Here is a 14903-nt window from a genome sequence, read left to right as displayed (position 1 = left end):
AATCCAGAAAGTTCCTATGTCCCATCAATCCCTCGAAATTCGCCACGCCAGCCACCCCGAGGCCGTCAAAGGCCTGGATACGCAGGGTCTGCGCCGCGAATTCCTGATTCCCGACCTGTTCGCTGCCGGCCGCATCAAGCTGGTCTACTCCCATGTCGAGCGCATGATCATCGGTGGGGCCTGCCCGGTCGATGCGCCCCTCGTGCTGCTGACGCCGAAGGAGGTCGGGCAGTCTAGCTTCCTGGCGCGGCGCGAACTGGGCATCATCAATATCGGCGCGCCAGGGATCGTTCGTGTCGACGGTGAGGCTCACGACATCGGCACGCGCGAAGCCCTCTATGTCGGCATGGGCGCCGGCGAGGTGGTGTTCGCGGCCAGGAACGGTGCCGCGCCGCCGCGCTTCTACCTGTTGTCGGCGCCCGCCCATCGCAGCTATCCGACGCGCCGGATCGACGCCTCGATCGGGCGCATCCTGGAACTCGGCGACAAGAGTACGGCGAACGAGCGCAGCATTCACCAGATGCTGATCCCGGGCGCGGTCGAATCCTGCCAGCTCGTCTTCGGCATGACCACGCTGGCGCCGGGCTCGGTGTGGAACACCATGCCCTGCCACACTCATGACCGGCGCAACGAGGTCTATCTCTATTTCGACCTCGCACCCGAGGCGCGCATCTTCCATTTCATGGGCGAGCCCCAGGAGACGCGCCATCTGGTGATGGGCGAGGGCGACGCGGTGATCTCGCCGCCCTGGTCTGTTCATTCCGGCGTCGGCACCGGGGCCTATACCTTCATCTGGGCCATGGCCGGCGACAACCAGGACTATGCCGACATGGACATGGTTGCGACGGCGGACCTGCGATGAGCGGCGCGGCCATGAACCGAATTGCCTCCAGTCCTTTCGATCTCACCGGCAAGGTCGCGATGGTGACGGGATCGCGCACGGGGCTCGGGCAGGCCATCGCCATCGCCTTGTCGCAGGCCGGCGCCAGCATCGTCGGGGTCGATCGCGGCCCCGCCGAGGAGACCCGCGCGGCGATTGAGGAGCAGGGCGGCGCCTTCCTGCCTGTGATGGCCGATCTCTCCACCACGGCCCGCCTGCCCGCGATCGTCCAGTCCGCGCTCGACCGCTTCGGCGCGCTCGACATCCTGGTCAACAATGCCGGCATCATCCGCCGCGCCGATGCCCTCGACTTCACCGAGGAGGACTGGGACGCGGTGGTGGACGTCAATCTCAAATCGGCCTTCTTCCTGGCCCAGGCGGCGGCCCGCGCCATGCTTGCGGGCGGGCGCGGCGGCAAGATCATCAACATCGCCTCGATGCTGTCCTTCCAGGGCGGCATCCGCGTCGCCTCCTACACCTCGGCCAAGAGCGGGCTGATGGGACTCACCAAGCTGCTTGCCTGCGAATGGGCCGCCAAGGGCATCAACGTCAATGCGATCGCTCCCGGCTACATGGCGACCAACAACACCGCCGCGTTGCGTGCCGACACCGAGCGCAATGCCCAGATCCTGGCGCGCATTCCGGCCGAACGCTGGGGCGTGCCCGCCGATCTCGGTGGCGCGGCCGTGTTCCTGGCCTCGGAGGCCGCAGCCTATGTCCATGGCACCACCATTCCGGTGGATGGCGGCTGGCTGGCGCGCTGAGGCGCATCGTCCGGCCCTGGGGGCCGGCTCTTAGAGAACAAAGGCGGCCTTCCGGCACCTCTCTGGGCCCGAAGGCACAGCCACAATGAACATTGGGAGGCAGTCCATGAAGATATTGAAGGTCATCGACAAGATTCCCGGCGGCCTGATGCTGGTGCCGCTGCTGCTCGGCGCTCTGTGCAAGACTTTCTCACCGGGCGCCGGCAGCTATCTGGGGTCGTTCAGCAACGGCCTGATCACCGGCACCGTGCCGATCCTCGCCGTCTGGTTCTTCTGCATGGGCGCCACCATCGATCTCAAGGCGACCGGCGTGGTGCTGCGGAAATCGGGCACGCTCCTGGTCACCAAGATCATCGTGGCCTGGGTCGCCACCATGATCGCAGCACGGTTCATCCCCGACGGCGGCATCACCTCCGGCCTGTTCGCGGGCCTGTCGGTGCTGGCAATCACCGCCTCGATGGACATGACCGATGGCGGCCTCTACGCCGCGGTGATGCAACAATATGGCACCAAGGAGGAGGCCGGCGCGTTCGTGCTGATGTCGGTCGAATCCGGGCCGCTGGTCAGCATGCTCATCCTCGGCGCGTCCGGCGTGGCCGTGTTCGAGCCGCGCCTGTTCGTCGGCGCCGTGCTGCCCTTCCTGATCGGCTTTGCCCTCGGCAATCTCGACCGGGACCTGCGCGAGCTGTTCGGGCGCTGCGTCCATCCGCTGATCCCGTTCTTCGGCTTCGCCCTCGGCAATGGCATCGATCTCAAGGTCATCGCGCAGAGCGGCCTTACCGGTGTTCTGCTCGGCCTCGGGGTGATCGTGGTCACCGGCATTCCCCTGATGCTCGCCGACAGGTTCATCGGCGGCGGGAACGGCACGGCCGGGCTGGCGGCCTCCAGCACGGCCGGGGCGGCGATCGCCAATCCGACACTGATCGGCGAGATGATCCCGAGCTTCAAGCCGGTGGTGCCGGCGGCCACGGCCCTGGTGGCCACGGCCTGCCTGGTGACGGCGATCCTGGTGCCGATCCTGACGGCTGTGTGGGCAAAGCGGATGGGCAGGGTGCCGGCCCCGCAGGCGGACGCCGTGCCCCGGCACGGCGTCGAGCCGATCTAGCTCGGCTGCCGTTCGCCTCAGCCGAGCAGAGCCTCGATGGCCCGGCGCAGCGCCGCCGGATCGTCCTCCGGCACCAGGGTCAGGCCTGGTCGCGTGGAGAGGCCGCAGGCCGGCGTGGCGATCACGGGCAGGCCGGCAGCAAGGCCAGCGAGGAGGAGGCGGGGCTGATGCTCGACCAGTGCCGGCAGCACCACGCCGGCGAGCGTGGCGGGCGTCTCGCCCGGCGCCAGCAGGCGGACAGGCATGTTGCCCCAGAAGCCGAGGCTCTCGCGCGAATGCCCCTTCACGGCAAGCTCGACGGGCAGGCCGTAGAGCGCCTCGCGCAAGGCATAGGCGCCCTTGCGGCCGAGGGCCGAGGCGGGAAACAGCAGGGTGCGGCCGCTCTTTGCGGCCGGAAGCGGCCCGGCGGGGGACCAGTCGAGCAGATGGGTTCTGCCAGGGTCGAGGGTGGCGATCTCCGCATGCGGGCTCAGCAGCCGGTCGGCGGCAGCCAGGGCGGCGCTTTCGGCCGCGACGATCGCCTCCGGCGCGCGGAAATCCGCCAGAGTGGAGCTTTCGGGATGGCGCGCGGCAGCGGCATCGAGCTTTGCCTGCAGCACGGCGAGCGGCAAGCGCTCCATCAGCACTTCGAAGCTGCGGCCCTGCAGGGCGCCCGATAGCCACAGATGCGGCAGCAGGTTCTGTGACACCATGAGATGCGTATGCCGGTGCGACAGTTTCGCGGCATAGGCGGCGGCGAGCCGGGCATCGCCCTGCAGAGCCTTTGCCTGCAGGCTGCCGCCCGTGGCGCCTCGCATAGCCAGCGAGCGGCGCAGCGCGGCGATGGTTGCCGTGGTCTCGCCGCCGGCAGCGCCGGCCGGCCAGCCATAGCGCACGGCGCCGAGATGGCGGGAGGGCAGGAAAAGGACATCCTCGCTGCCAGCCCTCTGCTTCAACAGGGCCGCAAATTCCGGCCAGCAGGCATCAACAAGCCAGGCTGTCGGCACGCCGGCGGGTAGTGGGCGTTCGGGATCGTTGCGATGGCAGTCCTCGCGGCCGCATTGGGTGCAATCGTGTACCGCCGGTCCTGCAGCAGGTGTTTCCACGGGGAACTCGGCGGCATTGCCGCGGCCATGGCCGCGTAGGACGATCTCCAGCCTGTCCCGGCTCATCGAAGCTTCGATGCGGAAGGCGTGGGGGCTGCGGATTCGGAAATCGACATAGTTCCAGAACACGGTAGCATCGCGGCCGAGCTGGGCACGCGAGCCGGGCACCACGCGGCTATGGGCATGGCGTTCGACGATCTCCAACCCGGCTGCGAGGGCTGCCTCGTAGAGGGCGTTGGAAAGCTGGCAGAGGCCGCCGCCGACGCTGGCGATCAGGCAGCCTTCGCGCAGCTCGCGGCCGGGGACGTAACCGCGCGCCCGGCTGGCGCGGCCGACCTGCTTCCAGAAGCTGAGCACGGCACCGGCCGGTACCTCGACGCCGTCGAGCCCTTTCAGGGCCATGCGCAAATTCTGCACCTTGCCGGCGGTGAGTTCGCGATCCCTGGCTCCGGCGACATTGGTCCACAGGGGCGAACCGGCCCGGCCAAGCACGGGTGCGGCGGCCAGCCGGGTCGAGCGGCGATGGCGACGAAGGGGCTCGGCCGCAACCGCCTCGCGCAGAGAGCGTAGGCCCCGCAAGGCCATCGCCTTGACCTCGAAGGCAAGGCTGTCGGCATAGGTGGGTACGGTGTGTTGCTGGAGGGCGACCATGGCGGGATCCTGGCTCGGCTGAAAACTTGCCGAGACCTTAACGGGATCCAGCTAGACCCGCCGTGCGCGCTTGCACGTGGAGTGTCGACCTCCAGGTCGACATCTTCGGGTCGACATAGGGCCTCGTGGTGAGCGCATCGCTTTGGAACATGTCGATCTCGCTCAATCACTTGATGGAGCTGCGGAGATCGACACTCCTTGCCTCCGATCTCCGGTCGAATTCACACATCTCAGCGATTTCGGCGTGGAGCGCGGATATCCTTCCCCGAAGTCGGGGAGGGATTCCCGCGCTTTACTTGCCTCTGTCGCGATAGGGGAATGCGGCAGCTCCTACCCCCGGTCGAGCCAAGCGACCTCTTCCGGCGTCAGGGCGATGTCGAAGGCCTCGAGGCTGTCGTCGAGCTCGCCCAATGTGCGCGGGCCGATCAGCGGTATAGACGGGAAGGGTTGCGACAGCACGAAGGCGAGGGCGACATGGATCGGCCGTTTGCCGAGCCGGCGCGCCAGTTCGACCGCCCGGTCCCGGCGGGCGAAATTGCGCTCGGAATACCAGACCCGGATGAGCTCCTTGTCCTCGTGCCTGTTCCGCCCGGCCCTGTCGGTGAAGAAACCGCGGCCCTGGCTCGACCAGGCGAAATTGGGGATCTGTCGCGCGGCGAGCCAGGCCTTCCAATCATCGTCCGAGGCCGAGACGCAGCCGGCCCAGATCACATCCTGCATTTCGGCAAGCGCGAAATTATTGGAGAGCACTCCCGGCTTTTGCTTGCCTGTCCGCTCCGCATAGGCGACTGCCTCGTCGAAGCGCTCGCGCGTCCAGTTCGAGCCGCCGAAGGGGCCGCGGATGCGGCCGGCCCTGACCTCGGCGTCCATGGCGTCGACGAACTCGCCGACCGGCACGTCGGGATTGTCGCGATGCATGAAATAGACGTCGACATGGTCGGTCTTCAGCCGCTCGAGCGACTGGGTGAGCTGCTGGCCGATGAATTCGGGGCGGCAGAGCGGGGTATGCGCGCCCTTGCCGATCACCACGCTGTCCTTGCGCACGCCCCTGGAAGCTTGCCATTCGCCGAACAGTTTTTCGGTGATGCCGGCGCCATAGACGAAGGCGGTGTCGAACAGATTACCGCCCTTTTCGAAGAAAGCGTCGAGCAGGATGGCGGCGCTGGAGAAACTCCTGAAATCCTCGAAGCCGAGCGCCACGGCAGAGGCGGCCTGCGACAGGCCGGGGATGGCGCGCCGGGGAATCGGCCCGCTGCCCGACCTGAGCGGCCCGTCTCTTCGTTTGAGCGGCATGCCCTTGAGGGTCTCCTTGCGCCGCTCCGGCTTCTCGATGTCATATTCGAGCCCAATCGCCTGGCGCCATTTGTCGAGCACGCGCAGCGAGCCCAGGCTGTCGGCCCAGGCCATGCCCGGCCAGGCGAATTCCTGGCGGCCGTCGCGAATGGCCGTGCCGGCGGCGTCGGCCTCGAAGGAATAGAGATGCCGTGCCGTCTCGACCTTTACCGTCTCGCTCGTGCCATCGGGCCTGACGATGCGGATCTCACCGGTGCCGCCCTTGAGGCCGCTGCCGAACCAGAAATCGGGCACCTCGATCCAGCCCGAGGTTCCGAAGACGCGCAGCACATTGTCCTGCTTCAGCGAGATCGAGCAGGAGAGATCGGCCAGGATGCCGCTGGGGAATTGCAGCAGGGCCGAGGCCCATTCGTCGACGCCCGATCGTCCGAGATGGCCGCTGCCGGAAACCTTGTCTGGTTCCAGGAAATCCTTGCCCGTGGCGGCGCCGGCAAGGAGCCGCGCCATCGAGACGGGATAGCAGCCGACGTCGAGGATGCCGCCGCCCGCCAGGTCGTTGGCATAGAGCCGGTGCTCGGGCTTGAAGTCCGGCATGGCGAAACCGAAGCTCGAACGGATCAGCCGGATCTCCCCGATCGTGCCTGATCGCACCAGCTCCACCAGCTTTAGGGTGAGGGGATGCTGGCGGTACATGAAGCCTTCGCCCAGGAAGGTTCCGGCCTTGCGGGCGGCATGCATCATGGCATCGGCCTCGAAGGCCGTCAGGGCCAGCGGTTTTTCCACCAGCGCGTGCTTGCCCGCCTCGGCCGCCTTGATCGCCCATTGCGCGTGGCCGGGATGAGGCAGCGCGATATAGACGGCATCGATCTGAGGATCGGCCAGCAGGGCCTCATAGCCCCGATGGATGCGGGCACCGGGGAAGGCTTCGGCGAGGCCCGGCCTGTCCGGGTCGCGGGTGCCGATCGCGGCGAGCACGCCGCTGTCGGAATCGGCGAGGCCGGCGACGAAGGCCTTGGCGATGGCGCCGGGCCCGATGATACCCCAGCGGATCTTGTCTTTCTCGGTCATTTCAGTCTTTCCGAAGGCTTGAAAAGAAGGTGGTTGGAAGGAAGGGGGTGCGCTCAGCGCAGGCGTTGGCCGTCCTTGGCAAACAGCAGAGCGCGATGGCGGGGGATGGCGACGGTGAGCTCACGTTCCTCGGCCCATTGGCGGGAATCGTCGCGCTGGATGATGAGCGGCTCGGCGGAGCCGGTGCCGGCATAGACATAGGAGGTGGCACCCAGATGCTCGGCCATGTCGACCTCGATGGCGAGATCGGCGTCGCCACTGCCCGCCGGCTCGAAATGCTCGGGGCGGATGCCGATGGCGACCTCGTCGCCCGATGCCGGCGCCGAACCGGAGAGCGGCACCGCGAGGCGGGCGCCTTTCTGGTTGACCAGCTCGACCGTCACGCTTCCTGTCTCGGCCGCGACGACGCGACCCGCCAGGAAATTCATCTTGGGGCTGCCCATGAAGCCGGCGACGAAACGGTTGGCGGGATCCTCGTAGAGCTCGAGCGGACGCCCAACCTGCTCGACATTGCCGCCCCGCAGCACCACGATCTTGTCGGCCAGGGTCATCGCCTCGGTCTGGTCGTGGGTGACGTAGATCATGGTCACGCCGAGTTCGCGGTGCAGCCTGGCGATCTCCACCCGCATCTGCACCCGCAATTCGGCATCGAGATTCGACAGGGGCTCGTCGAACAGGAAGACTTTAGGATCGCGTACGATCGCCCGGCCGATCGCCACGCGCTGGCGCTGGCCGCCCGAGAGCTGCTTGGGCCGGCGCTGCATGAGATCGGTGATGCGCAGGATTTCTGCGGCCCGCATTACCCGCCGGTCGGTATCGACCTTGGGATTGCCATTCATCCTGAGGCCGAAGGAGAGATTTCGCTCCACCGTCATATGCGGATAGAGGGCGTAGGACTGGAACACCATGGCGATGCCGCGATCGGCGGGCTCGACCTCGTTGACCACCTGGCCGCCGATGGTGATCTCGCCGCCGGAAATGTCCTCGAGCCCGGCTATCATGCGCAGCAAGGTGGACTTGCCGCAGCCGGAAGGGCCGACGAAGACCACGAACTCGCCATCGGCGATGTCGAGGTCGACGCCGTGGATGATCTCGAAAGTGCCGAAGCGTTTGATGACGGAACGGAGCGTAAGGCCTGCCATATCGGTCGCTCCTATTTTGCTTGCTTGGCGAGAGTGGGAAATGAGGCTTTCCTGTCATCCCCGGCACGACCGAAGGTCGTGGGAAGGGGATCCAGGGGCCAAGGTCTCGATGGGAACCCTGGATTCCCTTCCCGCCGCCTGTGGCGGCGCCGGGAATGACAGTTACAAAGCGATCTAAGCATTCTTCCTCTTTTCCTCACTTGACGGCGCCGGCCGCGATGCCGGCGATGAAGTGGCGTTGCAGGATGAGGAAGACGGCCAGCATGGGCGCGGTCAGCAGCACGGCCCCGGCCATGATGCCGCCCCAGCTCACATTGGAGATGCCGATGAGACTGCCGAGGGCCACCGGCGCGGTGAACATCGCCTTGTCGCCGGCGATCAGCAGCGGCCACAGATAGTTGTTCCAGCTCGTCAGGAAGAGGATGATGCAGAGCGCCGCCAGGGTCGGGCGCGCCAGCGGCAGCGCTACGAACAGGAAGATGCGCCATTCCCTGACGCCTTCCACCCGCGCGGCGTCGAAGAGTTCGGATGGCATCATGGTGAAGGCCTGGCGCATGAACAGCACGCCGAGCGAGTTGAACAAAGGTGGCACGATCAGGCCGAACCAGGAATTGGCCATGCCGAGGTCACGGGCCACCAGGATGAATTGCGGGATGATCACCACGAAGAAGGGCAGGGAGATGGTGCCGAGGATGATGGCTAGCACCGCGCCGCGGCCGAAGAAGCGGTAGCGCGCGAGAGCCCAGCCGGCCATGGCCGTCAGCCCGGCCGAGAGCACGGTATAGGCGAGCCCGACGATGACCGAGACGATCATGGCATGCAGGAAATTGGTCGTGCGCTGCAGGTTGGCGAGGTTGTCGAGGAAATTCGAGCCGAACCAGAACGACAGGCCTGGCGCGTAGATGCCGTAGTCGGGCATGGTGGCGAACACGCCCATCATCCAGAGCGGGAAGAGCCAGACGAGAGCCATCGGCGCGATGAGGGCGTGCAGGATGACGGCGTTGAGCCTTTGGCGATTGGACCGGGTCATTTCGGCTCCCTCGACAGGCGCAGCTGGACGAGGGAGATGATCACCGCCAGGCCTGCGATGGTGTAGGCGATGGCGGACGCGTAGCCGACATTGCCGGAGAGGAAGGCCTGGCGGTAGAGCAGCAGGCCGAGGGTTTCCGTCGCCCCGCCCGGCCCGCCATGATTGGTGATCAGGAAGGGCTCGGTGAAGAGCTGCATGGTGCCGGAGACGGACAGGATGACGCAGAAAGTGATCACCGGCTTCAGGAGCGGCAGGGTGATGTGGATGAACTGGCGCAGCTTGGAGACGCGGTCGAGCGTCGCCGCCTCATAGACGTCGCCCGGTATCGACTGCAGGCCGGCGAGAATGATGATGGCGTTGTAGCCGGTCCAGCGCCATGTCAGGGCGATCATCACCAGGGCCAGCGCGGCGGTCGGATTGGAGAGCCAGTCGATCGCGGGCAGGCCAACGGAGGCAAGCAACTTGTTCACCACGCCGAAATCCTGGGCGAAGATCAAGCGAAATACCGCCGAATAGGCGACCTCACCCACCACGACCGGGGCAAAGAAGGCGAAGCGGAACAGGCCCTTGGCCTTGAGCAAAGGCGAGTTGAGAAAAACGGCGATCAAGGTGGCCAGGCCGATCATCACCGGTACCTGGATGATGAGGATGATCAGTGTGTTCTTCAAGGCGTTGAAGAAGGCGGGATCGGAGATCAGGCGCCCCCAATTCGCCGCCGGCTTGAACACCCAGGGCGATACCCGCGTCTGATGCAGGGATATGACGAAGGAGGAGATGATCGGCCAGATCCAGAAGGCGAGGAAGATCGCCAGATAGGGCGCGAGGAAGCCATAGGCCGCGCGATTGTGCCGCTGCATCGGATGGTCTCCGCTGGGAGAGGGGGCAGTCTTACCCTCCCCTAGAGGGGGAGGGTCGACGCGAAGCGTCGGGTTGGGGTGACTTCTTCGCTGGAAGTGAATGGCCACCTTTGTCGGGGTTGGCGGTTCTTCACCCCACCCCGGCCTTTCATGCCGACCCTCCCCCTCCAGGGGAGGGTAGCCCCTGTGCCCTTCCCCTATTGCGCCACCGGCAGCCCAGAGGCGGACGAGATCTGGTTGGCGGCATCGTCCAGCGCGGCCTTGGCATCGGGGTAGCCGCCACCCAGGAACTTGGTCTGCACGGTCTTGAGGGCCGCCTCGGCATCGTTGAGGAACGCGGTGCCATGGGTGGACTTGATCTTGGGCAGGGTGGCGAGAATGTCGGTCCAGATCGCCTGGTTGGCCCAATAGGGCTGGCCCTGCTTCACATAGGGATCCTCCAGCGCCGAATTCAGCGAGGGCACCAGGCCATAGGCCTTGAGCATGGTGACCTGGCCCTCATCGGTGGAGAGGGCGTATTTGATGAAGGCGAAGGCTGCTTCCCTGTTCTTCGAGCCGGCGGGGATCGCCAGCGACGAGCCGCCGATATTGGCGGCGCGCGGGCCATCCGCTGTCAGGCTCGGCATGCGGTAGACCCCCCATTTGCCGGCGAGCTCGGGGGCGTTGGTGCGGATCGTGCCCTCATACCAGCCGCCGAACATGATGGTGGCCACCTTGCCGGCCTTCAGGGACTGGATCTTGTCGGACCAGCCGGCCGAGACGATGGTACCGGCCTCCTTCAACTGCTTGAGCTTGTCGTAGACGGCGACGCAGGCCGGCGCGTTGACCGTGACGGCGCTGCCGTCCGAGGCGAAATAGTTGCAGCCCTGCTCGTTGCCGACCATGCGGAACCATTCGGTGGTGCCGTCGCCGTCGAGGTCGGTGGCGCTCATGGTCACGCCGGGATTGGCGGCGGTGACCTTCTTGCCGGCGGCGATAAAATCATCCCAGGTGTTGATGCTGGCCGGGTCGACGCCGGCCTTCTCGTAGAGGTCGCGCCGGTAGAACATCACAACGGGGCCGGAATCCCAGGGCATGGCATAGGCGGCCTCGCCCTTCTCCAGCTCCGCCCGCTTGAAATCGGCGAACTTGCCGGCGACCTCCGGCGTGTAGCCCAGCGGCTTGAGGTCGGCGAAGCAGTCGGGGAACTGGTTCCAGTAGCTCTCCGCCTTGTAGTTCTCGATCGAGACGACGTCGGGCAGGCCTGCTCCGCCGGCGGCGCAGCCGGCCTGGGTCTTGGAAAAGACCTGGGCGTTGCCGAGATCCTCCACCGTGACCTTCACATTGGGGAACTGCTTGTTGAAGCCTTCGATGTTGGCCTTGAGCGAGGCAGCGGCGATATCCCAGCTCCAGACCCGGATTTCCCCCGATTGGGCCAAGGCCGTCGACGCATGAAGGCCCGCAGCAACTGCCAGCGCGGCGCAGCCGATCGTCTTGCGCATGTCATTCCTCCCCTTTTCATTTGCTCTTGTGTGGCGGGAAGCTACTTTAGGCAGGTAGCACTGCCTGTCTGCGATAAAGGGAAGATGGACTTGCCTGAAAGTAAGATGCAGGAGCGCTCCTATTATCAGCCGACGGCCAACAGCGTCGAAAACCTGCCGACCGTGCTGCAGACCTTCCACAATACGCCGCGCGTCATGCTCTCGCCTCACTGGCACGCCCAGGTCGAGGTGAATTTCATCGTCCAGGGCTGGGTGCATTATCGCATGGCCGGCTATGAGCTCAGGCTGGAGGCGGGCAATATGGTGCTGTTCTGGGGCGGCCTGCCGCACCAGATGGACGATGCCTCCGATGACGCCGTCTATGCCGGCGCGCATCTGCCGCTGGTGCACTTCTTTCGGCTGCGCCTGCCCGAGGAGGTACCCGCTCGCCTGATGGCCGGGGCAACTCTGCTCATCCACGAGACCGACTCTTCGGATAGTGCCAATTTCGCGCGCTGGAACGGCTATACCCGCTCCGGCGACATGGTGCGCGCCCAGCATGCAGTGAGCGAGTTGCTACTTCGGCTGGAACGGGTGCGTTTCGAGCCTTATGCCTTGGTGCCCAGCCTCGACAGCCGTGTCGGCCAGGCCAGCGCCGGCGATCCGCAGGCCCTGCGCCATGTTCGCAGCCTGTGTGACTTTATCGCCGACAATTTCCTCGACGATATCGACAGCACCGACATCGCGGCGGCCGCCGACCTCCATCCCAAATATGCCATGAGCCTGTTCAAGAAATGCACGGGCATGACGCTGAACGACTATGTCAGCCTGCTGCGCCTGTCCTATGCGCAGGCGCGCCTGATCAGCGGCGACGGCAACATCCTGCGCGTGGCGATGGAGTCCGGCTTCGGCTCCCTCTCGGGTTTCAACAAGAGCTTCCGCAAGATCGCCGGCATGTCGCCCTCCGATTTTCGACGCAGCGGACAGTGCGAGCGTCCCGCGCTTTCGCCTCTCGAAGCGCCGGTCGAGCCGGGGACGGTATCTTAGGGGCTGGCGGGCACGGGCTGTCATCTGCCCAAATTTTATCAATTCACTTGAAATATTTGCCTCTGTGGCGAAAAAATCACCTTTTCGTCACGATTGGTATGCTACAGATCTGTCATCTGAGCGCCGCTTCATTGCCCCGCCGGTTATAGATTTTCACATTTCCGAGTTTTCCATGCCCCGTCCCGTTGCCGGCGCGGCGCTGGAGCCTGCCGTGCGGCGGGAGCCCCAGCCGTCCTTTGCCGAATTTGTTCTCGTGATTGCCCTGATGATGGGGCTCAGTTCCCTCTCCATCGACAATCTCCTGCCAGCCTTCTCCGCCGTGCGGTCGGAATTCGGCATTGCCGATGCCAACCGCATGCAGTTGATCATCACCGCCTATATGGCGGGTTTTGCCATCATGCAGCTCGCCTGGGGGCCGATCTCCGATTCGATCGGCCGCCGCAAGGTGCTGATGATCGGCTTGGGCATCTATACCGCCGGCACCCTGCTGGCGATCTTCTCGCCCAGCTATGAGGTGCTGCTGGTCGCCCGGGCCATCCAGGGCCTCGGCGCCGGATCGGCGCGCGTGCTCTCCATCGCCATCGTGCGCGACCGCTATGAGGGCCGCGAGATGGCGCGGGTGATGTCGCTCACCTTGATGATCTTCATCATCGTGCCGGTGATCGCGCCGGCCACCGGCAGCGCCTTCCTGATGCTCGGCGACTGGCGCACCATCTTCATGAGCATGCTGGTGCTGGTGCTGGTGGTGGTGGCCTGGTTCGGCCTGCGCATGCCCGAGACGCTGCATCCCGAATATCGTCGGCCGCTGTCGCTGCCCGCGGTCGCGAGCGGCATGCGCCGGGTGGTTGTTACGCGTGCCTCCTTCGCCAACATGCTGGCGATGGGCCTGGCCATGGGCTGCCTGATGACCTATCTCGGCTCGTCCCAGCAGATCTTCGAGACCGACATCTACAAGCTCGGCCCGCTCTTCCCGTTGGCTTTCGCGCTGATCGCGATCTGCATGGGGCTGGCCTCCTTCGCCAATTCGCGGCTGGTGAGGCGCCTGGGCATGCACCGGCTGTCGCGCTTCGGCATGATCGGCTTCTGGCTGACGGCGATGCTGCTGCTGGGTCTCGCCGTGCTGTTCCAGGGACGGCCGCCGCTGATCTATTTCGGCATCGTCATGGGTGTGGCGCATTTCCTGCTCAGCCTCACCATGCCGAATTTCAACGCCCTGGCGATGGAGCCGGTAGGCGATATCGCCGGCACCGCCTCCTCCTTCATCGGCTGCGTCACCACGCTGATGGGCGCCGTGATCGGCGCGCTGATCGGCGAGGCCTATGACGGCACCATCTTCCCGCTCGCCTGCGGCTATCTCGGCCTCTCCAGCCTGTGCATGCTGGTGCTGGTGTGGTCGAGCGAACGCGAGGTGGCGGTTCCAACTCCGATCGCGACCCCGGTGATCGTGGCGGGGGAGTGAAGAAAGTGGGAGGCTCTAACCTCCCGCTCACCTTTTTCAGCCACACTGGCTGCATGAACGCTTCGCCTCCTGTCCTCATCGCCGCGCCGGACCTTGCCGCCGCCAAGGTGCAATGGCTTGCCTATCTTGCCGTCGAGCGGCGCATGAGCCCCAAGACGGTCGAGGCCTATGACCGCGATGTCACCACCTTCCTGCGCTTCCTGACCGGCCATTTCGGCGAGCCGCCGGGGCTGGACGAGATCGCATCCCTGGCACCCCGCGACGTCAGGGCTTTCCTCGCCGCGCGCCGGGCCGATGGCCTGAAGCCCCGTTCGCTGATGCGGGCGTTGGCGGCAACACGGGCTTTCGCCCGCTTCCTTGAACGCCAGGGCCATGGTGCCAGCGCGGCACTATCGGCCGTACGCGGGCCCAAGCTGCCACAGAGCCTGCCCAAGCCGCTGTCGCCCGAGGCCGCCCGCAAGGTCGCCTCGGCCGATGCCCGCATGGGCGAGGCACGCGAACCCTGGATCCTGGCCCGCGATGCCGCCGTGCTGGCGCTGTGCTATGGCGCCGGCCTGCGCATTTCCGAAGCACTTGGCCTGACGCGCAAGGATGCACCGGTGAGCGGGCGCGACAGTCTGACCGTAACCGGCAAGGGCAACAAGATGCGCTCGGTGCCGGTGATCGCCCCGGTGGCGCGGGCGGTGGAGGAATATCTGAAAATCCTGCCCTTCCCGGGCGGGCCTGATGAGCCGCTTTTCGTCGGCGCGCGTGGAGGGCCCTTGTCGCCGCGCATCATCCAATATGCCATGCAGCATCTTCGGGGCGCGCTCGGCCTGCCGGACAGCGCTACGCCTCATGCGTTGCGCCATTCCTTCGCTACCCACCTGCTCGGGCGTGGCGGCGATCTGCGCTCGATCCAGGAACTGCTCGGCCATGCCAGCCTGTCGACCACGCAGATCTACACCAAGGTCGACGCCACCGAATTGATGCGGGTCTACCAGTCGGCCCATCCCAGGGCGCGAGCATGACGGCTGCTCAGTAGGATTAAATCGTGCGCTATGTTAAGGTCTGATAACGGAG

The 14903-nt window shown here is 65.7% G+C and carries 12 protein-coding genes; 6 read left to right on the top strand and 6 right to left on the bottom strand.

Translation table 11 applies throughout. From position 1 onward, the window contains the following. The first annotated feature begins 16 nt into the window (after positions 1 to 16). The 3 genes from kduI (at position 17) to kdgT (ending at position 2749) form a co-directional block, all read left to right on the top strand. Positions 17 to 862: a 5-dehydro-4-deoxy-D-glucuronate isomerase gene (gene kduI, locus ACN6KF_RS20450; protein ID WP_434958610.1), complete on the top strand. Its 846-nt coding sequence runs from the start codon at positions 17 to 19 to the stop codon at positions 860 to 862. Between the two features lie 11 nt (positions 863 to 873). Next, positions 874 to 1644 carry a 2-dehydro-3-deoxy-D-gluconate 5-dehydrogenase KduD gene (kduD, locus tag ACN6KF_RS20445; RefSeq protein WP_434958609.1) on the top strand — a complete coding sequence of 257 codons (771 nt, stop codon included), beginning with the start codon at positions 874 to 876 and terminating at the stop codon, positions 1642 to 1644. Positions 1645 to 1750: 106 nt separating this feature from the next. Further along, on the top strand, positions 1751 to 2749 hold the full coding sequence (kdgT, locus tag ACN6KF_RS20440) for a 2-keto-3-deoxygluconate transporter (protein ID WP_434958608.1): 999 nt from the start codon (positions 1751 to 1753) through the stop codon (positions 2747 to 2749). A gap of 17 nt (positions 2750 to 2766) precedes the next feature. Here kdgT and ACN6KF_RS20435 read toward each other — a convergent pair whose 3' ends face one another. The 6 genes from ACN6KF_RS20435 to ACN6KF_RS20410 all read right to left on the bottom strand — a co-directional run bounded on the left by ACN6KF_RS20435 (position 2767) and on the right by ACN6KF_RS20410 (position 11356). Beyond that, complete coding sequence (locus ACN6KF_RS20435) at positions 2767 to 4485, bottom strand: VanW family protein (protein ID WP_434958607.1); 1719 nt, start codon at positions 4483 to 4485, stop codon at positions 2767 to 2769. Between the two features lie 330 nt (positions 4486 to 4815). Further along, complete coding sequence (locus ACN6KF_RS20430; protein ID WP_434958606.1) at positions 4816 to 6846, bottom strand: aldo/keto reductase; 2031 nt, start codon at positions 6844 to 6846, stop codon at positions 4816 to 4818. A gap of 53 nt (positions 6847 to 6899) precedes the next feature. Continuing rightward, a complete protein-coding gene (locus ACN6KF_RS20425) occupies positions 6900 to 7988 on the bottom strand; it encodes an ABC transporter ATP-binding protein (RefSeq protein ID WP_434958605.1) in 1089 nt (362 codons plus the stop codon). A gap of 196 nt (positions 7989 to 8184) precedes the next feature. Further along, positions 8185 to 9018: a carbohydrate ABC transporter permease gene (locus ACN6KF_RS20420; protein WP_434958604.1), complete on the bottom strand. Its 834-nt coding sequence runs from the start codon at positions 9016 to 9018 to the stop codon at positions 8185 to 8187. Continuing rightward, on the bottom strand, positions 9015 to 9875 hold the full coding sequence (locus ACN6KF_RS20415) for a carbohydrate ABC transporter permease (protein WP_434958603.1): 861 nt from the start codon (positions 9873 to 9875) through the stop codon (positions 9015 to 9017). The genes ACN6KF_RS20420 and ACN6KF_RS20415 overlap by 4 nt, the downstream gene beginning before the upstream one ends. 197 nt (positions 9876 to 10072) lie before the next feature. Next, entirely contained in the window at positions 10073 to 11356 is a 1284-nt protein-coding gene (locus ACN6KF_RS20410) for an ABC transporter substrate-binding protein (RefSeq protein WP_434958602.1), read from the bottom strand. 84 nt (positions 11357 to 11440) lie between these two features. On the opposite strand from ACN6KF_RS20410, the gene ACN6KF_RS20405 reads away from it, so the two are divergent. From ACN6KF_RS20405 to ACN6KF_RS20395, 3 genes are all read left to right on the top strand, one after another. Then, positions 11441 to 12382 (top strand): helix-turn-helix domain-containing protein, encoded by a 942-nt coding sequence (locus ACN6KF_RS20405; protein ID WP_434958601.1) that lies wholly within the window; start codon positions 11441 to 11443, stop codon positions 12380 to 12382. A 172-nt stretch (positions 12383 to 12554) separates the two neighbouring features. Then, complete coding sequence (locus tag ACN6KF_RS20400; protein WP_434958600.1) at positions 12555 to 13841, top strand: multidrug effflux MFS transporter; 1287 nt, start codon at positions 12555 to 12557, stop codon at positions 13839 to 13841. 53 nt (positions 13842 to 13894) lie between these two features. Continuing rightward, positions 13895 to 14851 carry a tyrosine recombinase XerC gene (locus ACN6KF_RS20395; protein WP_434958599.1) on the top strand — a complete coding sequence of 319 codons (957 nt, stop codon included), beginning with the start codon at positions 13895 to 13897 and terminating at the stop codon, positions 14849 to 14851. The last annotated feature ends 52 nt before the right edge of the window (positions 14852 to 14903 follow it).

The organism is Labrys methylaminiphilus subsp. lupini (assembly GCF_051161885.1).
Taxonomy (GTDB): Bacteria; Pseudomonadota; Alphaproteobacteria; order Rhizobiales; family Labraceae; genus Labrys.
The sequence above is the reverse complement of the archived record's forward strand: the minus strand, read 5'-3'. Positions and strand labels throughout refer to the sequence as shown.